Below are 20,767 nucleotides of genomic sequence, written 5' to 3' on the forward strand. Positions count from 1 at the left end.
TGAGGGAGAAGGGCTTCGACAGGCACACGGCCTCGGCTTACTTGATAGCGTTAAAGGGGTTAGGGACGATAAATGATGTCAAATAGTATGAGCTTCACGGTTTATCGAAAACTGCTAGCTACGGCCGCCGAGCCCCATCGCCCTTCGCCTTTCTTTGGGCTCCAGCCCCTTTAACCGGGGCCGGCGAGACTTTCAGGGGGACGCCTTGAGGAAGTGCATAGTGGCCAGCGGGGTCCTAGTGGAGGGCGGCAGGGTGCTCATGATATGGCACAGGAAGCTCGGCGTCTGGCTCTACCCAGGGGGGCACGTGGAGCCCAACGAGACCCCGAGGGAGGCCGTGGTGAGGGAGTTCAAGGAGGAGACGGGACTTGACGTGGAGGTCGTGGGCCCCGTCTACAACCTGGGCTCGGGCGAGGTCAGCGACGAGCCCATGCCTATGGCAATACTGCTCGAGACCGTGAGGTACCCCCAGGAGACGCACCTCCACTACGACCTGATATTCAGGGTCAGGAGGGTCGGAGGGGAGCTCAGGGAGGGCACGTGGATGACGCCCGAGGAGGTGGAGAGGTCGAGGACCTACGAGAATGTAAAAAGGATCGTGAGGCTTGCCGTGGCCCTGGACTCGGTCACCTCTGGCTCAGGTACCTCATTATCGCGTTAGCGGCGTCCATGCCGCTCTTGAGGGCTGGGCCCAGCTGGCTCGGCCCGTGGACCACGTCGCCGGCCGCGAACACCCCCTTCCTGGAGGTCATCATGTCCTTGTCGACAACTATGGTGCCCCAGTCGGTCAGCTTTATGCCGCAGCACTCCTTCCCCTCGAACGGCGGGGTTGGCCTCTCGCCTATGGCCTCCAGCACGAAGTCAAAGTAGGCGTCGAACTCGCTCCCAGGTATGGGCTCGGGCCTCGGCCTCTTCTCGCCCGGCGCCTGGACCAGCCTGTTCCTTATGATCCTTACAATCCTCCTGCCGTTCTCCTCCCTGTACGCTATGGGCACCGTGAGCTCCCAGATCTCGACGCCGGAGGCCTCTATGTTAGTCATCTCCATGGGACCCATGGGGGCCTCGTTCCTGGTCCTCCTGTAGCTGAGCACTATCCTCCTCATCCTGTCCCTGTACTCCGGGTAGGTCCTCGGCACGTAGGCCGCGTCCTCGGCCGTGTACCCTCCCCCCACTACCAGCAGGTCGCCCTTGACGTTGGGCACTATGTCCCAGGGCCTGTAGCCGAACTTAGCCAGGTGGGTCGCCACGAGGAACTCCATTGCAGGGTACACCCAGGGCAGCTCCTCGCCGGGCACCTTTGACTTGTTGCTGGTCCACGTGCCCGTGGCTATCAGGACGGCGTCATAGGACTTTATTATGTCCTCAAGGTCAACCACGTTCTTAGCCTTCACCAGCTCGTCCATCCTTTCAAGGTCCCTGTTGCCGACCTTGGTGTTGAGGACGAACTCCACGCCCGCGTCCATGAGCTCCCTGACCCCCTCCCTTATGGGGGGCTTCGGTATCCTGTCAACGTGAATGCCGAACATCAGCATGCCCCCCGGCTCGGGCAGCATGTCATACACAGTGACGTCGTACCCCTTGCACTTAAGGACGCCAGCCGCCCCCAGGCCGGCGGTCCCAGCGCCTATGATGGCAACCTTCTTCCCGTTGCTCGGGGGCACTTGGTTGGGCTTACACCTCAGGAACTTCAAGCCGAGCACCCTCTTGCTCCACACGTGTCAAAGAATTTATGCATTAAGAGGCCCAGGACCTTGGTGCGCCGCATTGCAGTGCGAGAGGGGTACTATCGGGGACTGCAGCGCCTCGTGGATAGTATGCTCCTCAGGCCTCCCCGGGGCCATCGGCGAGGGGGCCAGGCCTTTCAGGTACCTCAGGCCGGGCTCCCTTCTGCCGGCGGTCTCCCAGGACATGGAGTGGGCCTACTTCCTCTACTTTAACGAGGCCGGGGCGGGCTTCTACCTGGCAATGAGGAACGAGGACTTCAACAACCCCGCCTGCGCCCAGAGGGTCAAGGAGGAGCTCATGAACAGGGTTGACGAGGTCCTAGAGGGGGACCCGCACAAGGCCGTGGTCGAGTACATAATAACCAGCGTGATGTTCCCCCTCTAAGTACCTGCCGTTAAAATCGCTGGCCCCCTCAGCGTAGCCGGTGGACGGCCCTGCAGGTCTTCGACTACAGGGGGAAGGACTGCCCGGAGGGCTACGTCCTGGCCATGAGGGTGATAGACAAGCTCAGCGTCGGCGAGGAGGCAGAGGTGCTCATGGACTCCTGGAGGTGCGCTACTATGATAATTTACTCCCTCAAGGAGAACAGGAAGGTCAAGGTTGACGTTGACAAGGATGGCAACGTGATAAGGTTCAGGTTCACGAGGGTCTCCTAGGCCCCTCAGCGTACAGTATGCCCACCAGGAACGGCGTGGGCTTAAAGGACACCCTCCTGAACCTCCTTGAGGCCTCCCTCACCAGCTGGCTCGGGGTCAGCATGCTGAGCACCGTCCTGTAGATGTCGCCGAACTTGAGGCCGTCCCTGCCGCACCCCATGGCCAGGCCTATGGCGGGGCCTATGTACCTGAACTGCATGAGCGACGCGGCCAGCTCAAGGGGATTCTCGGGCCTGTAGAGGTCAAGTATGGCGAGCCTCCCGTCGTCCTTCAGCACCCTCGAGAACTCGTCCAGCGCCATCAGGTAGTTGGCCGCGTCCCTGAAGGAGAACATGGCCACGGCCCCGTCAAAGCTCCCCTCCCTGAAGGGCATGTGCTCAAACATGCCCTGCGCGGCCCCCGTGCCGTCCCCGGCGGCCCTTGAGGCCCTGAGCAGGTTGAGCGCGCCGGGGTCCATGGCCACTACCTTGGCCCTGGGGTACAGGGCCCTGACCACCCTGGTTGAGGTGCCCGGGCCGCAGCCCGCGTCAAGTATGGCCTCAGGGGGGTCCCTGTCAAGGCCTATCAGGGCGGCGGTGAGCACCCTGAGCTTCCTGGCGAGGTAGAAGCTTATGGCGTCGCTCACGGGCTCGTAGCAGCCCTTGGTTGAGAGCCTCTGTATGTCGTCAACTATCAGGTTCCACAGCTCGCCCTCAAGGCCGGGCATGAGGTCAAAGGCCCTTGAGCGGCCTGGGCGTTTGGGAATTAAAAGGCTAGGCCAGGGCCTGCTCCAGCTCCTCCTGGGTCAGGTTGAGCATTATGCCCCCGAGCGCGGACCTTATGTTGTCAACCTCGAGCATCAGCAGCGCCAGGGCCGCGGCCACCAGGGCCGGCGTGAACGGGTAGCCCTCGTATATGGCCTCGGCGGCCCTCTGGGCGGCCAGCCTGGCCGACCTCCTGACGGAGACCATGAGCTCCCTCCTGGTCTTCCCCTCAAGCCTTGAGCGCCTCAGCAGCGGGGCCACGTCAAGGATAAGTCCAGAGAGCTCGCCCTCGAAGCCCCTCTCGTAGGCCGCCGCCATGAGGTCCCAGCTGACGCCGCAGACCCTGGGCCCCTCTATGGCTCTGGCGAAGGTCTTGGGGTTCACCCTTATGGCCCAGGCCTCCAGGAGGCCCAGGGCGGCCCTCTCCTCTATAAGCGGGCACACGACGCCCTCGACGTCGCCCACGTCCTTGCTAGTGAACTCGGCAACCGCGTTCCTGAATATAATGAACGAGCCGGTGAGCGAGAAGAACGTGAAGACCTCGGGCTGCCTGAGCTCGGCGTAGGCCTCAGAGGCCATGGAAAGGACCTTGGCCAGGTCCCCGTCCCTTACAACCTCCTGTAGCCTCGTTATCGTGGGCGACGCCTCGACCTCCTGCAGCACGTAAGCCGTGGAGCCGAGCCTCCACTCCGCCGAGGGCAGCCACCTTGGCGGCCGCTGGCCCTCAGCTATGGCCCTGGCCACTATCATCAGGTCCTCGACCTCCTTAGCCTTGGCGAACGCGGCGGCGAGCCCCTTGGCCTCGTCAGGGGAGAGCCTGTAGACCTCCTCTACTGTCGAGAAGTAGAGCGACGCCAGGGCCCTCTCCACGCCCTCCAAATCCTTGGCCTCGGCCACGGGCGCGTACATGGTGTCCCTTAGGACTGCTACGGCCTCGGCGAGCGGGGGGGCCAGCTCCCTCACCTTGGGGCCTAGCATCCTGGACTTGAGGTACCTCAGCAGGGGAACTACCTTAGCGTAGTCAGCCGGCCCAGCCAAGGGCCACACCTCAGCCGGAGAGGGCCTTCTTGACGGCCTCAACCACCGCCTGAACGGCCGCCTCCCTGTTCTGCTGGGCGAGTTTGTTGAGCCTCTCCTCGGCCTCAGCAAGCCTCCTTTTCAGGTCCTCGTCAACCTTGGCCTTCTCCGCCCTGTAGGCCTCCTCCAGCTCCCTGGCGGCCTCCGCTATTAGGGGGTCAACGGAGGAGGCCAGCCTTGATGACAGCTCGTCGGCGGCCTTAACAATGTTGGCCTGCTGCTCCTTCACGTAGGCCTCGGCGTCCCTCAGCCTGGCCTCAAAGCTAACCACGGCGCTCAGCAGCCTGTCCACGGCGCCCTTGGATGACAAGCCCAGCACCGGTAAGTTGGCCACGGCCTTGGTTAAAAGCGTTTAAGGCCCCCTATTCGTCGGCGGGCCGCCAGAGACGACGTTAACTGTTGCGGCCCGTTTAATCGCTGAGAGGGGTACGCGGCAGCCCTCTATGTAGAACATGACCCTCGGCATGACGTACTTGGTCCCTGAGGACCCCTGGAGGTACGTCGGGGTCAGGTTGGAGTAATAGACAGCCGTGTAGTAGCCTTCCGTCACAAGGGTTGCTGTCATCATCTCCTGGCTCGCCGAGGCGCTGCCCCTCAGCTGGACGCCAGAGAGGAGGGCCCCACGGCCTCAGCTGCGTAGTGGGCGTATGGGGCTGCCGCCGCCCTCAGTATCGTGGCGGCCGCCGAGGCCCTGCCGTGGTGGAGGAGTGGCACCAGGAGCGCCACCATGGGCGACGCTCCCACCGACGTTAATAATGCTTTAACGGGCAGCACGCAAAGGGCCATTTAGCCCGTCCGCGGGCGGCATCGTTGAAGCGACAGCAAGGCCTGCAGTCGCCCTTCAGCTGGCCGTGCCCAAGGCCTTTGCCTGGGCAATCAGCCCTAAAAACCTCCGCAGGGAGATAGCAAGGGCGTCTGAGCTTGGAGCGCGTGCGGGTCTTAGGTGACGAGCTGCCATACGCAAGGTGGCTGCTCCTGAAGCTGAGGGACAGGAGGACCGACTCGCCGACCTTCAGGTACTACATGAGGGAGGCAGGCAGGCTCCTGGCTATAATGTCCTCAGCTGAGCTGGAGTGGACCAAGGAGACCGTCACCACGCCGCTGGGGGTCCAGACGGAGGAGCTCAGCCTGGCGGCCCCTCCGCTGCTGGTAGGCGTCCTGGGCGCCGCCCTGCCGCTCCTCGAGGGCTTCTCTGAGGTCTACCCGCAGGCCCCGGTCGGCCTCGTGGCGGCCAGGAGGCTGGAGGACAGGGACGGCGTCAGGGTGGAGCTCTACTACAGGAGGCTCCCGAGGGTCCACGAGGGGGTCGCGGTAGTCCTAGACCCTATGCTGGCCACCGGCAGGACCCTTGACAGGGTGATATCAGAGGTCAAGTCGCTCGGCTCCGGCAAGGTGATAGTTGGCTCGATCATAGCGTCAAAGCAGGGGCTGTCCTTTATACTCTCAAGGCACCCGGACGTGTCCATTTACACGCTTGCCGTGGACCCGGAGCTTAACGCGTCGTTCTTCATAGTCCCGGGGCTGGGCGACGCCGGGGACAGAGGCCTGGGCGTCTCACCGCCTTAGGCCCTCTTCCTGTTGAGGAACTGCAGCACCCTCTCGCGGACAACGGGCCTCGCTGTGAACGCGGCCAGGGTCCTAAGCCCCTTGTCGCTCAGGGCCTGCATCTTGGCCTCAGCCATGAGGGCCCTGGCGGCCGCGACAGCCTCGGGCTCGGCCTCGGCTATCTTGGCTGAGACCTCCTCGACCTTTGACCTCAGCTGCTCCACGCTGTCCACGACGCCGTTTATTATCCCGTACCTAGCCGCCTCCTCGGCAGTTATGAAGTCGCCCGTGAGCGCCAGGTATGAGATCACCTTGGGCATGCCTAGCAGCATGCCTATGGTTGAGGAGGCCGGGGGCACCATGCCGTACCTCACCGGCGGCAGCCCGAACTTGGCCCACTTAGCTGCGTACGCCAGGTCGGCTGCGTACAACACCTCAAAGCCGGCGCCCAGGGCGTAGCCGTTAACAGCGGCTATGACGGGCTTCCTGCAGTTGAAGGCTGCCCTGCAGAAGCCCCCGAGGCCCTCATACATGAGCCTCCAGGCGTCCTCCTCGCTCTGGGCCTCCGCGGTCTCCCTGAGGTCTATGCCAGTTATGAAGAACTTCTCGCCGGCCCCTGTTATAGCAACTGTCGCCGTCGAGCCGCTGGAGCACTCGGCGTTTATCGCCTGCGTGATCTCCTGGAGGTCCCTGTAGCCCAGCGAGTTGCCGGCATCCTGCCTGTCAACTATTATCCAGGAGGTGTGCTCGCTCCTCTCAACCCTTATGACCATGTTATCCCCAGTGAGCCAACGCGCTCAAGGTATTAATGCCTTTCATTGTCGTCCAGCAGTATAAAGGCCCTCCTGTACCCCGGGCCCGAAACTATGACGGCCCTCCTTGGCCTGGCGGCGTCGGCGGAGAGGTAAGCGGCGAAGGCAAGGCCTAGGAGTATGCCGTAGTACGCAACAGTTATCGCGAAGCCCGCCCTGAGCGACCACGGCGGGTAGGACGCTACCATAAGGGCCGCCAGGGCAAGCGATATTGCTAGCGATGCCAGAGCCCTGGAGCCCCCAAGGCTGGCCCTTCCAAGGGAGGCGCTGCCCCTGAGCCTGAGCTCCCCGCCCGGCGTCACCAGGACTACCTCGCCCCCCTCGACCCTGTAGGATATGGCGAGACCCTCGGCCCTCAAGCTCAGCCCCGCGGCGGCCCTGGGCCACTGAAAATAAATGCTCAACCGACGACGCTGTCGGTCCTCAGGGACTCCACCTCCTTGTCGTCAAAGCCCAGCTCCCTGAGCACCTCCTCCGTCTGCTCCCCCTGCCTCGCGGGCGGCGGGGACCTGATTTGGGGCCTCACGCCGTTGAGCCTGCCGGGGAACGAGATGAGGCCGTAGGGGGACCCGCTGACCTGCTCAACGTCCTCCCTCGAGTAGGGGTCGGAGAAGAGCTCGGAGAGCGTGTAGACCGGGGCCACTGGGACCTCGGCCCTCCTGAGGAGGTCGACCCAGTAGTCCCTGGGCCTCGTCGAGAAGACCTCCTGGAGCCTCCTGTTTATGTAGTCCCTCCTGCCAACCCTGGCCAGGTTGCCCTGGAGCTCCCTGTCCTCGGCCAGGTCCCTCAGGCCCAGGGCCTCGCACAGCCTGGCCCACTGCCTGTCATTGACTTACCTGGGCTACAGGATTAACGACATGCCTCTCGCAAATATACTGGTCGCGACCGGGGCGGCCGTGCTAGCCATGATATTCACCCCGGCGTCGCCCAGGGACAGGATAGGGGCCCCGCTCATGTAATTAGTTGCTGGCCTCCACGACCCTGGCCCCCTCGGCCCCGGCCTTGAGAGCCCTGACCCAGCGCGAGCGGGCCGAGAGGGCGCTCACGACGTCATTTGTTTTCTCCGGCGGCGCAATGGCTATTATCGAGCCTCCCCACCCGGCCCCAGTGAGCTTAGCCCCCAGGGCCCCAGCCCTCCTGGCGGCGTGGACCAGCTCCTCAAGCTCGGGCGTCGAGACGCCTATGGCCGAGAGGAGCCCGTGGTTTATGTTCATGAGGTTCCCTATGTCCTCCAGCGAGTTCTTCCTGATGGCATCAGAGGCCAGGTCTATGATCTGCTCCACGAGGCCTATCATGGAGTCCCTGAGGCCCCCTATCCTGTCGAGGAACCTTATCACTGAGAGCACAGGCGCGCTGGTGCTCCTCCTCGCGCCGGAGTCAGCTACTATCAGGGGCACGCTGAGGCTGGGGCTTATGGTTCCTACCACGCCGGCCCCCTTCCTGAAGATGATGGTGCCGCCGTATATTACCGCGGCCGGGTCGACGCCGCTCGGGTTCCCGTGGGCCGCCCTCTCGCCCTCCATGACTACCTGGTAGAGCTCCTCCCTGCTCAGGTCGGCCCCGGCGAGCCCTGCCAGGGCCGAGGCGAGGGCGGCCGACGAGGAGGCGCTGGAGCCGAGCCCCGCGGAGGCCGGCGCCTCGCTGCTTATTATAACCCTGGCCGGGGGCACGTCAACGCCTGCGCCCCTCAGTGCCTTCGCAACCGCCAGCAGCGGGGCGGCCTCCCTTGAGCTGCAGGACAGCTCGGGCCCTGTGACGCACCTGAGCCCAAGGGCCGGGGACTCCAGCTCGATGGGCCATGAGGGCTTCTCATATGCCGTTGCCTGGGTCCAGAGGCCGAGGGCCGTGGCTATGGCCCTTGACCCGTTAACCACAAAGTGCTCCCCGAAGAGTATTGCCTTGGCCGGGGCCACAGCCTTGACGTACCTCGTGATCGTCCCTGGGGGGACGCGTGGGCCCAGGAATATTTAAGCTAGGCCAGGGCCCTGAGCACGGTTATGAAGCCCGTGTGGCCTATCATCCTCACGGCTGGCCTGAGGGCCTCTGGCCTGGCCTCCCACTCCCTCTTTATGAGCTCGCTCACCTCCTGCACGGCGTAGCCTCCTATGGACTTCAGGGCGTCGAGGAGCTTAATGACCTGGTTCACCGTGGGCGTGAAGACCACCACCGGGGCCGAAGGCTTGAGCGAGGGCCTTATGGGGCCCAGGGCCTCCCAGGGGTCAGGCATGTCAAGGAACGCCGCGTCAAGCTCCCTCTCCTCGGCCCCCTTCCTTATGTCGCCCTCCTTTATAGTGACGCAGCCCTCGAGCCCGGCGGCCCTAACGTTGGAGGCCGCCAGCTCCCTCATGTCGCCCCTCACCTCGTACGTGTAGACCGCTCCCCCTGGGCACACGTGGGCGGCGAGCCATATCGTCAGAAAGCCGCTCCCGGCCCCGGCCTCGAGGACCCTCATGCCCGGCAGGAGGCCGGCCACGGACGCTATGTAGCCCGCGTCCTTGGGGTATATGACCTGGCTCCTCCTCGGGAGGACGTGCATCATTAAGTCATAGAGGTTGGGCCTCAGCACGTAGGCGACCCCCTTGCCGAGCTCCATCCTTGAGCCCCAGGGGATCCCCACAAGCTGGGACCCCCTCAGGCTGCCGGCGAACGTGGAGTAGGAGGCCTTGGACCTGATCCTGAAGACGTAGCTCTTCCTCCTCTCCCTGCCCTCCACTATAAGCAGCGCCCAGTCGCCCTCGGCGACGGTCGACATGGATGGCCCCAGCTAGAGCTAGGCCCTCAGGCTTATAGGACTTAGGACCAAGGGAAAAAGAAAAGGGTAAGGTTAGGCTGCTCAGTAGTCCTCGGGCAGCTTGATTATTACAGGCTCCTCCTCGAGCTTCTTGAGGTCAACCCCTGGCAGCAGGGTGGCCTCGGGCGGCAGCGGCACCTTCTCGCCCTTCTCAGGCGGCGGTCCAATGGTCTTGCTGACCCTCCTCTTGTAGAGCCCCAGCCTGAACCTGAACAGCTTGCTCCTCAGCGACTGTATGGCGCCTGCAGGGTCGACAGCCTTCGGGCACACGGCGCTGCAGGAGGCGGCGAAGTGGCACCTGTGGCAGCCGTGCTCGGTGTCCACTATCAGGAACCTCTCCTTCCAGCCCTCGTCCCTGACGTCGTTGACGAACCTCAGGGCGTACATCAGGGCCTGCGGCCCGAGGAACTCAGGGTCGGCGGCGACCACTGGGCAGGCGGCGTAGCAGAGGCCGCAGTAGACGCAGTTGGTGTACTGGTATATCTGCAGGTACTCGTCGGGGTACATGTCGTACTGTCCCTTGGGGTTCTCCTGCTCCTCCTTGTCGTTCCTTATCAGGTACGGCTTGACGCTCCTGTGCTTGTTGAAGAAGTCCGTGAAGTCCGTCACGAGGTCCCTTATGACTGGGAAGTTGTAGAGAGGCTCAATAGTCATAACGGGGTTTGCCTCGCTCACGACCTCAGTCAGCTGCGTCTGGCACGCCAGCCTCGGCGTGCCGTTGACGACCACCCCGCAGCTGCCGCATATGCCCTGCCTGCAGCTGTACCTCACCACTAGCGTGTGGTCCATGTCCTCCTTTATCTTCAGGAGGGCGTCGAGCACCGTCATGCCCCTGCGGGCCTCTACCTTGTACTCCTGCCACCAGGTCCTCTTGGTCTCGGGGTCGTACCTCCTTATCCTCACGGTCACCTGCTTGGGGGGATTCCTCTTCGCGGCCTCTATGTCCATTGCCATGGCTCTCACCTCACGGGTAGGCGGGCAGCTTTGCCACAGTTAGCGTTGCTATGGCTGCGAACACAATAAACACTATCCAGAAGAGGGCGTTTATGGTTGCCGTGTATAGCCTGCCCTGCCTGAGCTCAAGAAGCATGCCCCTGACCCCGTTGAGGCCGTGGAATAGCGCCACGTAGGCCAGGAGGAGCAGCGCCCAGCCGAAGTGCACGTAGTCGCTGTGCACGAAGGCGGCGGTCAGCGTCTGATCCATGGTGGACACCCCCCAGATCCATGGCACCCTCTCGAGCAGGTGGAAGCCAAGCAGCCCTATGAGCAGTATGGCAGTTATGTACTGCCAGATCTGAACGCTCGAGGCCTTACCGCCCGACATCCCCATCACCCCTCACGTGAATATTATCACCCCAGCTATGATCCAGAGCACTATCCAGACGACAAAAACCGCGTAGAGCCACTGCCTCTGCGCTGCAGTGAAGGTGGACGGCACGTACGGCGGCTTCGGGTCGCCGGGCCTGCCAACGCCGACGCCGAAGAACTCTGTGAGCAGCAGCCTTATGCCGTTGGGTGCGTGGAAGAGCACCGCCCCGGCCACTATGAACTCGCCGATCCTGAACGCCAGCTCGCCCTCAATGCTCATGATGTGGTTCCAGAAGGCCCAGCCGTTCACGTGGAAGACTATCTGCGACCACACCGGCGAGTCCGTCTCAAGTGTGTGCGCCAGGAGGAAGGCCAGAATTAGGAAGCCTGTCACCCTGTGAAGCACGAAGGCGACCCTCTCTGGGTTGTTCTTGGTCCTGACGGTCCACGGGTTCAGGCTTGACCTCCAGAAGCCGGGCCTGTTCTCCTTCTCAACAGCCCCTCCCTGCTCCCTGGCCATCAGCACCACCCCTTCAGTAGTGCCTCTCTACGGGCTTCCACGTGGTTATTGTGACGGGCCAGTATGAAAAGCCGACGCCTAGGTTTGTACTGGCGTCCCTTATAGCTATTGTGTGCTTCAGCCAGTTCACGTCGTCCCTCTTCGGGTAGTCGGTCCTGTAGTGAGCTCCCCTGCTCTCGGTCCTGTTGAGGGCCGCGGCGGCCACCACCACGGCGTCCTGGAGCATGTTGTACGTCTCAAGGGCCTGCACCAGGTCAGTGTTGTAGATCCTCTCCTTGTCCTCAAGGTAGACCTCGTTGAGGTATGAGTCCCTGAGCTTTATGAGCTGCGAGAGGCCCTCGCTCATGTCCGTGCCGTTCCTGAAGACGTAGAAGTCCTTCATCATTATGTTGTGCATCTGCCTCCTTATCTGGTATGACGGAGTGCCGCTCTCCTTCTTCACCAGGCCCCACACGAAGTCCTCCTCCTTCTTGGCTACGTCAGGCTCTGGGCTGGAGGGCTCACCCACCTTGAGGGCGTACTCCCCTGCCAGCATGCCAGTTATCCTCCCGCTCACCAGGCACTCGGCTGTCGAGTTGCTCCCAAGCCTGTTGGCCCCGTGCAGCGATGCCGCGGCGGCCTCGCCGGCCGCGAAGAGGCCCTTGACCCACTTGTGGTCTGGCGTCATGACGCGGTAGTATATGTCGGTTGCTATGCCTCCCATGTGGTAGTGCGCCGCTGGGAACACAGGCAGCGGCTCCTCGACGGGGTCTATGCCGACGTACCTTATGCCTATCTCCCTTATCGAGGGCAGCTTCTCGTTTATCTTCTCCTCGCCCAGGTGAGTCAAGTCAAGCTGCACGTAAGGCATGCCACTGACCTCGTCAATGAACGCCCTGCCCTGCAGGTACTCCATGTATATTGACCTGGAGACCACGTCCCTAGGCGCCAGGTCAAGGAACTTGGGCGCGTACCTGGCCATGAACCTCTCGCCGTTCTTGTTCTTCAGTATACCTCCGTCGCCCCTGGCCCCCTCAGTTATGAGGATCCCGTTGGGCACCAGGCCGGTTGGGTGGAACTGCACCATCTCAGGATCCTTTATAGCTAGCCCAGCCCTGTAGGCAGCAGCCATGCCGTCGCCCGTCACCGTGTGGGCGTAGGTGGTGAACGGGTAGAGCCTCCCCAGGCCCCCCATGGCTATTATGGCGGCCTTGCTCCTGAACATGTAGAGGTTGCCGTCCTTGAGGTTTATGGCGAAGAACCCCTTGTAGGTGTTGTTCTCAATTATGAAGTCGGTAACGAACCACTCGTCGTACCTCTCCCAGCCGTCGTACTGGAGCAGCTTGTTGTAGAGGGTTCTCATCTCCGCGTGTCCCACCTTGTCGGCCGCCATGGTGGCCCTCGGGAAGCTGTGGCCCCCGAAGGGCCTCTGCATTATCCTTCCGTCCGGCCTCCTGGCCCACTGTATGCCCCAGTGGTCCAGCAGCAGGATCTCCTCGGGCATCAGCTTCACGAAGTTCCAGACAACGTCCTGGTCAGCAAGGAAGTCCGAGCCCTTAATCGTGTCCCAGGCATGCAGGGCGAAGCTGTCCCCCTCCTGGGGGTAGAGGGCGGCCGCCGTGCCTCCCTCGGCGGCCACGCTGTGGCTCCTCATGAGCTGTACCTTGCTAACTATTCCCACGTTGAGCTTGTCGCCGTACCTCCTCTTGAGCTCAACGGCGGCCCTCAGCCCTGCGATGCCGGACCCTATGACTATAACATCGTGATAAATGGTCTCAACCGGCATCCAGGCTTTCGCCTCTACACCACGTGTACAGTGAGCTGTGCTGGGAGGAATATAAAGTAAGCAGAGTTAGCTATATTAGTTCAAATAGTAACGCTTTTTAGAGGCTTTAGCTCACTTGCTCCTTGACTTGACGCTGTTGACGTAAGCCTGGTGGTCAAGGAACTTAGATTTGTCGAGGGTTCCCTTGACCTCTATGACCGCTATCCAGCCGCCGTCGTACGGCTCCTTGTTTATCAGCTCAGGCCTGTCGAGCAGGGCCTCGTTGACCTCCCTGACGACCCCGTCAACAGGCGAGTACACCTCGGCGGTGGCCTTGACAGACTCGAGCACGGCGAGGTCCATGTTCTCGTGGACCTCCTGGCCGACCTTAGGCAGGTCGACGCCAACTATGTCCTTAAGCTGCCTCTGGGCGTAGTCCGTTATCCCCACCCTCACGCTGTTGCCCTCGACCTTGACCCACTCGTCGCTCTGGGTGTAGAGCAGGGAGTCGTCAACTGTGAACGTGGTCTTGCCGACCGTGACCTGGTACCTTGCCAAGCCCAACACCGCGCCTTGGTGCGCTCACAAATATTAATGCTTTAAATCTTGGCAACGCATAGCCTACAGGCAGGCGCGGGGAAGTGGAGATCATAGACGAGGCCCTTAGGCTTGGCGCCTCCTTCGCCGACCTGAGGTACTACAGGGCAAAGACCCTCGTAGTCACGAGCAGCGAGGCCAGGGAACTTGTGAACAACTACGGCGTGTCAGAGGGCTACGCCCTCAGGGCACTGGTCAACGGCTCCTGGGGCTACTACACGACCTCCTCTGACGTCACCAGGGAGGCCGCGGAGGAGGCCGTGAGGTCGGCCTCGGGCCAGGGGAACGTCAAGGTGCACCTGCTGAGCCCCCTGAGGGACAGGGTCACGATTAAGGAGAAGTACCCGCTTGACAGGGACCCGCTTGAGGTCATGAACGAGCTGAGGAAGGTGAGGGAGCAGGTGAGGTCGGCGGAGCCGAGGGTCAAGTCGGTTACGGTCAGCTACGCCCACGTCCAGTACGACAAGGGCTACTGGAGCAGCGACGGCAGGGACCTTGAGCTCAGCTACTCGATATCAAGGATCTCGCTCACGGCCGTGGCCCGCGAGGGCGACATTGTGGCCTCCGCGTACGCCTCGGCCTCCACGTACCTGGGCTACGCCCTCGAGGCCTTCGACGTCAGCGAGCTCGTGGAGACCCTGCTCAGGAGGCTCAGGGCCCAGCTCAGGGGGGTGGCCGTGAAGCCTGGGCAGTACCAGGTGGTGCTCAGCCCCGACGTCTCCGGCGTGTTCGCCCACGAGGCCCTGGGGCACCTGGCGGAGGCGGACCTGGCAGTTAACGGGATACTTGGGAAGCTCAGGGGAAAGAGGATAGGGGCCGAGTTCGTCAACGTCTCGGACTCGCCGCAGCTCGACGAGCCCATGGCGATAGGCATAACCCCCTACGACGACGAGGGCGTGAGGGGGAAGGAGGTCAAGATAATAGAGGGCGGCGTCGTGAAGGAGTTCATGAACGACAGGTCGTACGCCGCGTCCCTGGGGGAGGAGCCCACTGGCAACGGGAGGGCCGAGGACTTCAGGAGCAGCGTGATAGTCCGCATGAGGAACACCTACTTCAAGCCGGGGGACATGACGCTTGAAGAGCTCCTGGAGGATGTCAAGGACGGGTTCCTGATGGAGTCCGTCATGGGAGGGCAGACGAGCAGCGACGGCACGTTCCAGTTCGGCATACAGGAGGGCTACCGGGTTGTTAACGGTGAGGTGAGGGAGCCCATAAGGGGCGCGGGCATAGCGGGCTACACGATAGAGACTATAGGCAACATAGACGGGGTCTCGAGGGACTTCAGGGTGTGGCCGGGGGTCTGCGGCAAGTCGGGCCAGAGCGTCTTCGTTGGCACAGGGGGGCCCTACGTGAGGGTGTCAAAGCTCAAGGTGGGGTGACAGCATGCAGCTGAGCCCTGAGGACCTTCTGAGGAGGGCCTCGGCCGGCGGCGCCCAGGCCGAGGTACTGTTCGTCAGGTCGCGCTCCGTGGAGCTCTCGTGGGAGAAGATGAGCCAGTACGGCATGACATACGTCGAGGAGGGGTGCGGCCTCAGGGTGATAAAGGACGGCAGGGTGGGCTTCGCTTACTCGAACAGGTGCACTGAGGAGCTGGTCAACATGGCCCTGTCCTCCATGGAGGCCACGCAGCCCGACCCCGCCAACGCGCTCCCTGGCCCGGAGCCCGTGAGCCCCCTGGAGGACTCCTACGACAGCTCCCTGGAGGAGCCGTGGGGCCTGCTGAGGGACCTCATGGAGGCGGTCCTCTCCTACTCTGGCAGGGGGCTGAACATAGTGTCGGCGAGGGCGTGGGGCGGCACGGCCACCGTGACGGTCAAGAACACCGAGGGCATTGACGTGAGCTCCACGACGTCGTTCGTGGGGGCCGCGGCCACGGGCAACTACATGAGCGAGAGCTACGTCGGCCCCGAGGTTTACGAGTACGGCGACTCCAGGACTGCAAGGGGGGTCAGCGCGGACTCCTTTATGAAGGAGCTCCTGAGGAAGGTCGAGCTCACCAGGAGCAGGAGCCCGCTTAAGCTGGCCGACAGGCCCGTGGCCCTCACCGCTAAGGCCATATCTGAGCTCCTCTTCCCCCTGCTCAACCACGCCGTGAGCCTTGAGAACGTCTACAGGGGCAGGTCGCCCCTGAGGCCCGGCGACGCCGTGGGGGGCAGGGTGACAGCGGTTGACAACCCCAGGCTGCCCGGCGGCGCCTGGTCCAGGGCGTTTGACGGCGAGGGCCTCCCGACCAAGGAGGTCACCCTGATAGACTCGGGCACGTTCAGGACGCCGCTCTCCAACACCTTCTGGGCCAGGAAGGCCAGCGGCGTCAACACCCACTCCTCCTGGAGGACCTTCATGACGCTGCCCTCGATATCCATGAGCTACCTGGTGCTGGACGCCCCCTCGGCAAGCGACCTGGGCGACGCCGTGTTCATAGACCAGGTTCAGGGGGTGCACACGAGCAACTTCGACACGGGCGAGTTCGCCGTGAGCGCCGCCCTGGCCTGGGACTCCGACGGCGGCCTCAGGGAGTTCGTGCTCTCGGGCGACCTGAGGTCCCTGCTGGGCGGGGTCATCGGCATGGCCCCCGACAGGTCAAGGTTTGGCAGGGTCGTCAGCGGCACCCTGCTGGTGAAGGGCCTCAGGCTCTCGCCATGAGCCCTAGCGAATTTTAACTAATGGTCCTTCACTGCCCTGGGGAGAGGCTTGGCGCTTTCCAAGGCGTTCGCAGCCATAGTGATAGCCATATTCCTCCTCGCCATGTTCTCTGCAGGGTACTACGCGCTGTCCCAGCCGCGGCAGCACAGGGCCCCGCCAGCTGTAACCTCCACGCGCGCCAGGGTTACGACAACTACTTCACCGCAGAACCTCACCACCACAACTTCAACGACATCAGCGGTTACCTACACCCCCTCCTTCCTGGTCTTCGTGACAGCTGTGCCGGTTAATGCTGACGGCAAGCTCAACGTCAGTGCCATAGTGTTTTACGACGGCACCCCAAACGTCACCCTGACCTACGCCGCGCTGAGGTGGCCCAACGGCACCGTGGCCTGCCAGAGGGAGCTTAACATAACCATGAAGTACTACTCCGACGCAAGGGTCTGGGTGAGCTGCGACAGCGTGCCCTTCAGGCCCGGCGAGCAGGTCTACATGATTGTGATGGACTCGGCCAACGAGACCGCGTCCTACGAGGTAACTGTGCCCTAGGGTGTTGCCCTTGCTCACAGTAAAGGCCTACGAGGCCCTCGCCGTCCTGGCGTTCTCGGTGGCCCTGCTGATATCAAGGAGGCTGAGGCACGACATAGTTGGCGTCATAACCGCCCTGGCCCTGGTGGCCCTCGGGCTGGTCAGCCCCTCGCAGGCGCTCTCTAACCTGTCCTCGGTGGCAGTCATAGTGCTGGCCTCAGCCATGATAATAGCTGGCGTGGTGGCCGACTCCGGGGTCCTTGACGTGGTGGGGGACAGGATAGCCTCGAGGGTAAGGAGCGGCCTCCTGGTTATAATTATAGTGCTGCTTATATCGCTGTTCAGCTCGGGCTTCGTGAGCGACGTGGCCCTGACGCTCATGTTCATGCCCCTGATTTATAGCGTGGCCTCGCGGATGAAGAGGCCGGCCTCGAGGTACCTGATGCTCCTCTCCTACGCCGCCATACTGGGCGGGAGGTACACGATGATTGGCACCTCATCAAACATCGTGCTCGAGGGCCTCTGGACCCAGAGGTTCGGGAGGCCCTTAGGCATATTCTCGACGCTCCCCGTGGGCCTCGCCGCCGCCGTAGCTAGCAGTTTCCGATAAACCGTGAAGTTCATACTATTTGATATCATTTACCATTCACGACCATCCCTTCACGAAAGTTTATAGGCTTCTCCATTACTATCATCATGCAGAGGAGGGCGCCACCGTGAGCTCTGTGAGCAATGTGAGGGGGAGGAAGGCGCCCTATGAAGCTCCCCGCGTCGTGGCTGGGAGCCCACGCTCCCTACCCTAGGCGTGGGGAGCAGGACAAGGGGTATGAGGACGAGAGGCTGAGCACAAGTTCATGAAGCCTCAGTGAAAGTCCGACCCCCACGTACGTGTGGCCGCAGATGGAGCTTATCAAGAAGTAGTCGCATAACCAACGATTAAGGCTATAATTAAGCGTTTTATGAGTTGTTGAATGCTTCAAAAGGAATTCGAAAATAAAACCATAATGAGCTGGATAAATGTTATCCTCGATCTATAGCTCAAGTATTATAGTCTAGGAACTCCTCAGTAGCTTCCATTATTAATTTGATGCGACATTTAACGCCTTCTTGAACAAGGACATGGATCAAAAGGCCGTGATTTGAGTTTGGCAAACTTACATACGCTGGTATCCGACCATCCTTTTAGGGGTCTCAATACTTTAGAGGAATTATATGAAAGTAGGATGAAATCTTCCTTAGGTTATTCTGTATTATCTGTATTATCTTTTGTCATAATAGAAGTAAAGCAGATTTTGAAGAGCTTAGAGCTTAATGTGCTACATATGCTACACAGGGTGTATGCTATATAGGATGTTAGAATTTATAGAAGATGTAAGAGGATAGGGAGTGATTTTTATGGGTGGCTCTAAAGAAGCTAAACATGGGATAGAAGCTGAAAACATCTTAATCAAGTATTTCAATGAAGATAAGGATGTTTTACGAAGATGTACTAATAAGCTAGGTGTACAATTATCAGAATCAATAACAATAATAAAGCCTAATAATAGGATAAAATGTGACGTAATGATAAAAGATATTTTAGAAGGCGCTACAGTGTGCATCTCCCTAAAGACCGTCACTAACGCTAGCTTTCATAACCTTGATAGAAGATGGTTAAACGAGTGGAGATCCATACTAAAAATGCCTGATGAAATTTATGCAATCTTATTCGAAAGTATACTTAGAAAGGCTAGAGATCCTAAAGCTATTTTCATTCACCCCAAAGACAGAGAAAAGATAAGACAATTTATTAAAAATAACATAAATATAATATTAAAGGAAATTTTTACAAGAGATGAAAAAGACCTAAAAATTCTAATGATATGGAATAAAAAGGGAAATGAACTTTGTATGTTCAGTATTAGCGATGTAATATCATTTTTGCTGAGCAACCAGTTGAGTTTTCTAATGAAGGCATTATCAAAATAGGGGACTATATTACTATACAAAGAAAACAAAGAAAAGGAGGCAACGGGAGTCATATCAAAAAACCTAAAACGGATCCTACTCATCCTGGTAATCAGTTGCAGTTCAAATTTAAGCCCTTAGAGTTCATGAATAGGGCTAGAGGGATCCTAAATAATTGTTGCGTTAACATTCCTAATATTTAAATACTCTTCTATCACTTTTTCTGCGTTTTGGATGCTACTTAGATCTACATCTTTTTTGACTTTTGAAGGTACTGGTATCTGCATGTAGTCCTCCTCAAGAAGCCTAGTCCAATTGTCCGATATCCTCCTGCTGAAGTACTGCAGTATATACCTCATGATGTTGGAGTTAAGCCAGGCTGCCATGAGCGGGTTGTCGTCCCTTATTACGTAGAAGTTCTTGGTGGCACAGAGAGGCTCCCTGCTGTAGTTGGCGAGGATCCGGTGCCTGGCCGTGTCTAGCTTGTCACGTATGAAGATGTGCCCGTACGGTTTCTTCGCCTGCAGCTGCCTCCATATGTGCTGGTACCACCTGCCGCCGAATGCCTTCACTGCAGCGGAGGCTGTGCCTGAGCTCAGGCCCCACTCCACGTACTTGGCCACGTCGCCCTCTGGCTCGTTGTCAATTGCCAGCGCGTAGAACCCTGGGTCGCTCACTACAATGCTATTATTGTAGTGCTCTGGCTTCCTCAAGCACTTCACCAGGTACCTTCTCGGAATCCTCAGCCTCTGGCTCCCGTCGCTTATGGTTACCGACTCGGCGTCCTCGCTCACTATGCTCCAGTACCTGTTAGGTATGAAGAAGAAGTCAGGGCCGTACATCTCTATGCCCCTCACTATCTCGCCCTCCCTCAGGTACCTGAGCAGGCCTGCGTCAAGGGCCCTCTCAACTACGTCGGCTATGGCCCTGGCATTCTCGTAGTCGAACAGGCTAAGCCAGTTCCTGTCAAGTAGCCTCGGCACCCTGTTTATGTTAACCCTGTAGAGCTCCCTCAGGCTGCCGTCGTACCTGTATATTGCGGTCTGCACAGGATTGAACTCGAACGGCCTCCTCTTCCTCAGGAACACTATGAGCTCCTTGAACCTGCTGTCAGAGCTGAACGACGGCGACCTTGAGTTCTCAACAATAGCCAGGACGTCATACCTGTACCTGAGCAGCCTCTTGACGCCAGCGCCCTGCTCGGTGTAAAACGCGGACGCTGGGAGCACGAGGATTGCATAACCGTGATCCTTGAGCACGTGGTCTATGAGGAACATGAACAGTATGTGAAGGCCAGGATCCTTCCTTGTTATGAAGTCCCCGTAGCCGTGCGAGGCCACGGCCCTTAGCAGCTCGTCCCTGTCGCTTATCAGGTGCCACCTGACAAAGGGGGGGTTAGATAATATGATGTCGGCCCTGTAGTTCCACGCAACCTTAAAGGCGTCGCCGCAGATTACCTCCACGTCCCTGTAGAGCGAGGAGAGCACCCTGCGGCCGAGCTCGCACGGCTCTTTGTTTATCTCAATGCCTACCACCTTGCTGGGCCTAACGAGGTCGTCCACTGCAGAGAGGAGGACGCCAGAGCCCATGAAGGGGTCCATAAGGACTACGCCGTCCCTGTCAGGGATCTCGCTGAGCAGAGACCGTATTACTGCGACTCCGTCAGGGCTGGTGTAGTATGAGGACGTCCTCTTCCTGTCTACGAGGTCTTGTACTTTATATTGACTTTCATCTATGCGCATAATCACACCCTTTGGCTACTATCTTATTAATTATCGTAACGTTTAAGACCCTCCTGGCTAAAACTGGTATCGTAATGTAGTCTCACCCCATAACTTGCTTCTACTCAACACCTTAGCCATGCTATTAGCCCACACTGGTTAGCTCTACTACTAAGCTTACTGGTTTAATATTATATAAGCTTAACGTCAGCATTAGCAGTATACCTGGCTCTTTTGAGAAAGATCCACTTAATATTACTTTTTTAATATTACTTTAACTAGTAAGCCTAAGTCATCGCCGGGTGACCGCTCTCGCTCATAAAGGTCCCCTTCGACTTTAGCTGGCCGCAATACTTAAGCTGAGCTGCCAGGCATGCCAGAGTGCTCAAGGGTTAAAATCCCAGGTGACA

At 59.9% G+C, this 20,767-nt stretch carries 27 protein-coding genes; 10 read left to right on the forward strand and 17 right to left on the reverse strand.

What is annotated here, in order from left to right; all coding sequences use genetic code 11:
- Window positions 1-205 precede the first annotated feature (205 nt).
- Window positions 206-661, forward strand: a complete 456-nt coding sequence (locus tag ACP5H1_RS06505; protein ID WP_427973178.1) for an NUDIX hydrolase — start codon at window positions 206-208, stop codon at window positions 659-661.
- Here the strand turns inward: ACP5H1_RS06505 and ACP5H1_RS06510 are convergent.
- Window positions 627-1,715: an FAD-dependent oxidoreductase gene (locus ACP5H1_RS06510; protein ID WP_427973181.1), complete on the reverse strand. Its 1,089-nt coding sequence runs from the start codon at window positions 1,713-1,715 to the stop codon at window positions 627-629. The two genes, ACP5H1_RS06505 and ACP5H1_RS06510, sit on opposite strands and share 35 nt — an antisense overlap.
- 49 nt (window positions 1,716-1,764) lie before the next feature.
- Between ACP5H1_RS06510 and ACP5H1_RS06515 the strand changes: the two genes are divergently transcribed.
- Window positions 1,765-2,109, forward strand: a complete 345-nt coding sequence (locus tag ACP5H1_RS06515) for a hypothetical protein (RefSeq protein ID WP_427973184.1) — start codon at window positions 1,765-1,767, stop codon at window positions 2,107-2,109.
- A 104-nt stretch (window positions 2,110-2,213) separates the two neighbouring features.
- Complete coding sequence (locus tag ACP5H1_RS06520; RefSeq protein WP_427973187.1) at window positions 2,214-2,381, forward strand: hypothetical protein; 168 nt, start codon at window positions 2,214-2,216, stop codon at window positions 2,379-2,381.
- On the opposite strand, the gene ACP5H1_RS06525 is transcribed toward ACP5H1_RS06520, so the two are convergent.
- Genes ACP5H1_RS06525 through ACP5H1_RS06545 form a run of 5 tightly spaced genes read right to left on the reverse strand, consistent with a single transcriptional unit; the run spans window position 2,365 to window position 4,945 of the window.
- Window positions 2,365-3,087 carry a class I SAM-dependent methyltransferase gene (locus ACP5H1_RS06525; protein ID WP_427973189.1) on the reverse strand — a complete coding sequence of 241 codons (723 nt, stop codon included), beginning with the start codon at window positions 3,085-3,087 and terminating at the stop codon, window positions 2,365-2,367. The genes ACP5H1_RS06520 and ACP5H1_RS06525 overlap by 17 nt on opposite strands.
- Before the next feature lie 46 nt (window positions 3,088-3,133).
- Complete coding sequence (locus ACP5H1_RS06530; RefSeq protein ID WP_427973191.1) at window positions 3,134-4,162, reverse strand: V-type ATPase subunit; 1,029 nt, start codon at window positions 4,160-4,162, stop codon at window positions 3,134-3,136.
- A gap of 10 nt (window positions 4,163-4,172) precedes the next feature.
- Window positions 4,173-4,511: a hypothetical protein gene (locus ACP5H1_RS06535; RefSeq protein ID WP_427973194.1), complete on the reverse strand. Its 339-nt coding sequence runs from the start codon at window positions 4,509-4,511 to the stop codon at window positions 4,173-4,175.
- Between the two features lie 42 nt (window positions 4,512-4,553).
- The gene (locus ACP5H1_RS06540) at window positions 4,554-4,769 is read right to left on the reverse strand and encodes a hypothetical protein (RefSeq protein ID WP_427973197.1); all 216 of its coding nucleotides are present in this window, start codon (window positions 4,767-4,769) and stop codon (window positions 4,554-4,556) included.
- Between the two features lie 26 nt (window positions 4,770-4,795).
- Entirely contained in the window at window positions 4,796-4,945 is a 150-nt protein-coding gene (locus tag ACP5H1_RS06545) for a hypothetical protein (RefSeq protein ID WP_427973200.1), read from the reverse strand.
- A 186-nt stretch (window positions 4,946-5,131) separates the two neighbouring features.
- Here ACP5H1_RS06545 and upp point away from each other — a divergent pair, with 186 nt between their 5' ends.
- Window positions 5,132-5,767 (forward strand): uracil phosphoribosyltransferase, encoded by a 636-nt coding sequence (gene upp / locus ACP5H1_RS06550; RefSeq protein ID WP_427973244.1) that lies wholly within the window; start codon window positions 5,132-5,134, stop codon window positions 5,765-5,767.
- Here the strand turns inward: upp and ACP5H1_RS06555 are convergent.
- Genes ACP5H1_RS06555 through ACP5H1_RS06565 form a run of 3 tightly spaced genes read right to left on the reverse strand, consistent with a single transcriptional unit; the run spans window position 5,764 to window position 7,366 of the window.
- Entirely contained in the window at window positions 5,764-6,519 is a 756-nt protein-coding gene (locus ACP5H1_RS06555; RefSeq protein WP_427973203.1) for an enoyl-CoA hydratase/isomerase family protein, read from the reverse strand. The two genes, upp and ACP5H1_RS06555, sit on opposite strands and share 4 nt — an antisense overlap.
- 32 nt (window positions 6,520-6,551) lie before the next feature.
- Entirely contained in the window at window positions 6,552-6,917 is a 366-nt protein-coding gene (locus tag ACP5H1_RS06560) for a hypothetical protein (protein ID WP_427973206.1), read from the reverse strand.
- A gap of 41 nt (window positions 6,918-6,958) precedes the next feature.
- Window positions 6,959-7,366 (reverse strand): CoA transferase, encoded by a 408-nt coding sequence (locus tag ACP5H1_RS06565; protein ID WP_427973246.1) that lies wholly within the window; start codon window positions 7,364-7,366, stop codon window positions 6,959-6,961.
- Between ACP5H1_RS06565 and ACP5H1_RS06570 the strand changes: the two genes are divergently transcribed.
- Window positions 7,311-7,517, forward strand: coding sequence for a hypothetical protein (locus tag ACP5H1_RS06570; RefSeq protein ID WP_427973208.1), 207 nt, complete (start codon window positions 7,311-7,313; stop codon window positions 7,515-7,517). The two genes, ACP5H1_RS06565 and ACP5H1_RS06570, sit on opposite strands and share 56 nt — an antisense overlap.
- Here ACP5H1_RS06570 and mvk read toward each other — a convergent pair whose 3' ends face one another.
- The 7 genes from mvk to gcvH form a co-directional block, all read right to left on the reverse strand.
- On the reverse strand, window positions 7,518-8,471 hold the full coding sequence (gene mvk / locus ACP5H1_RS06575; RefSeq protein ID WP_427973211.1) for a mevalonate kinase: 954 nt from the start codon (window positions 8,469-8,471) through the stop codon (window positions 7,518-7,520).
- Between the two features lie 59 nt (window positions 8,472-8,530).
- The gene (locus ACP5H1_RS06580) at window positions 8,531-9,310 is read right to left on the reverse strand and encodes a tRNA (adenine-N1)-methyltransferase (protein ID WP_427973214.1); all 780 of its coding nucleotides are present in this window, start codon (window positions 9,308-9,310) and stop codon (window positions 8,531-8,533) included.
- An 81-nt stretch (window positions 9,311-9,391) separates the two neighbouring features.
- On the reverse strand, window positions 9,392-10,303 hold the full coding sequence (locus ACP5H1_RS06585) for a succinate dehydrogenase/fumarate reductase iron-sulfur subunit (RefSeq protein WP_427973217.1): 912 nt from the start codon (window positions 10,301-10,303) through the stop codon (window positions 9,392-9,394).
- 10 nt (window positions 10,304-10,313) lie between these two features.
- Window positions 10,314-10,673: a succinate:quinone oxidoreductase gene (locus ACP5H1_RS06590; RefSeq protein ID WP_427973219.1), complete on the reverse strand. Its 360-nt coding sequence runs from the start codon at window positions 10,671-10,673 to the stop codon at window positions 10,314-10,316.
- 12 nt (window positions 10,674-10,685) lie between these two features.
- Complete coding sequence (locus tag ACP5H1_RS06595) at window positions 10,686-11,177, reverse strand: succinate dehydrogenase (RefSeq protein ID WP_427973222.1); 492 nt, start codon at window positions 11,175-11,177, stop codon at window positions 10,686-10,688.
- Between the two features lie 13 nt (window positions 11,178-11,190).
- Window positions 11,191-12,942: a succinate dehydrogenase/fumarate reductase flavoprotein subunit gene (locus ACP5H1_RS06600; RefSeq protein ID WP_427973225.1), complete on the reverse strand. Its 1,752-nt coding sequence runs from the start codon at window positions 12,940-12,942 to the stop codon at window positions 11,191-11,193.
- Window positions 12,943-13,053: 111 nt separating this feature from the next.
- A complete protein-coding gene (gene gcvH, locus ACP5H1_RS06605) occupies window positions 13,054-13,479 on the reverse strand; it encodes a glycine cleavage system protein GcvH (protein ID WP_427973228.1) in 426 nt (141 codons plus the stop codon).
- 83 nt (window positions 13,480-13,562) lie between these two features.
- Between gcvH and tldD the strand changes: the two genes are divergently transcribed.
- From tldD to ACP5H1_RS06630, 5 genes are all read left to right on the forward strand, one after another.
- Entirely contained in the window at window positions 13,563-14,897 is a 1,335-nt protein-coding gene (gene tldD, locus ACP5H1_RS06610; protein ID WP_427973231.1) for a zinc metalloprotease TldD, read from the forward strand.
- A gap of 4 nt (window positions 14,898-14,901) precedes the next feature.
- Window positions 14,902-16,161 (forward strand): TldD/PmbA family protein, encoded by a 1,260-nt coding sequence (locus tag ACP5H1_RS06615; protein ID WP_427973234.1) that lies wholly within the window; start codon window positions 14,902-14,904, stop codon window positions 16,159-16,161.
- 48 nt (window positions 16,162-16,209) lie between these two features.
- Window positions 16,210-16,710 carry a hypothetical protein gene (locus ACP5H1_RS06620; protein ID WP_427973235.1) on the forward strand — a complete coding sequence of 167 codons (501 nt, stop codon included), beginning with the start codon at window positions 16,210-16,212 and terminating at the stop codon, window positions 16,708-16,710.
- Window positions 16,711-16,720: 10 nt separating this feature from the next.
- Window positions 16,721-17,299, forward strand: a complete 579-nt coding sequence (locus tag ACP5H1_RS06625) for an SLC13 family permease (protein ID WP_427973237.1) — start codon at window positions 16,721-16,723, stop codon at window positions 17,297-17,299.
- Window positions 17,300-18,084: 785 nt separating this feature from the next.
- The gene (locus ACP5H1_RS06630) at window positions 18,085-18,657 is read left to right on the forward strand and encodes a hypothetical protein (protein ID WP_427973239.1); all 573 of its coding nucleotides are present in this window, start codon (window positions 18,085-18,087) and stop codon (window positions 18,655-18,657) included.
- A 146-nt stretch (window positions 18,658-18,803) separates the two neighbouring features.
- On the opposite strand, the gene ACP5H1_RS06635 is transcribed toward ACP5H1_RS06630, so the two are convergent.
- On the reverse strand, window positions 18,804-20,378 hold the full coding sequence (locus ACP5H1_RS06635; protein ID WP_427973241.1) for an N-6 DNA methylase: 1,575 nt from the start codon (window positions 20,376-20,378) through the stop codon (window positions 18,804-18,806).
- Window positions 20,379-20,767 lie beyond the last annotated feature (389 nt).

This window comes from Acidilobus sp. (assembly GCF_049973875.1).
In the GTDB taxonomy this organism is placed as follows: Archaea; Thermoproteota; Thermoprotei_A; order Sulfolobales; family Acidilobaceae; genus Acidilobus.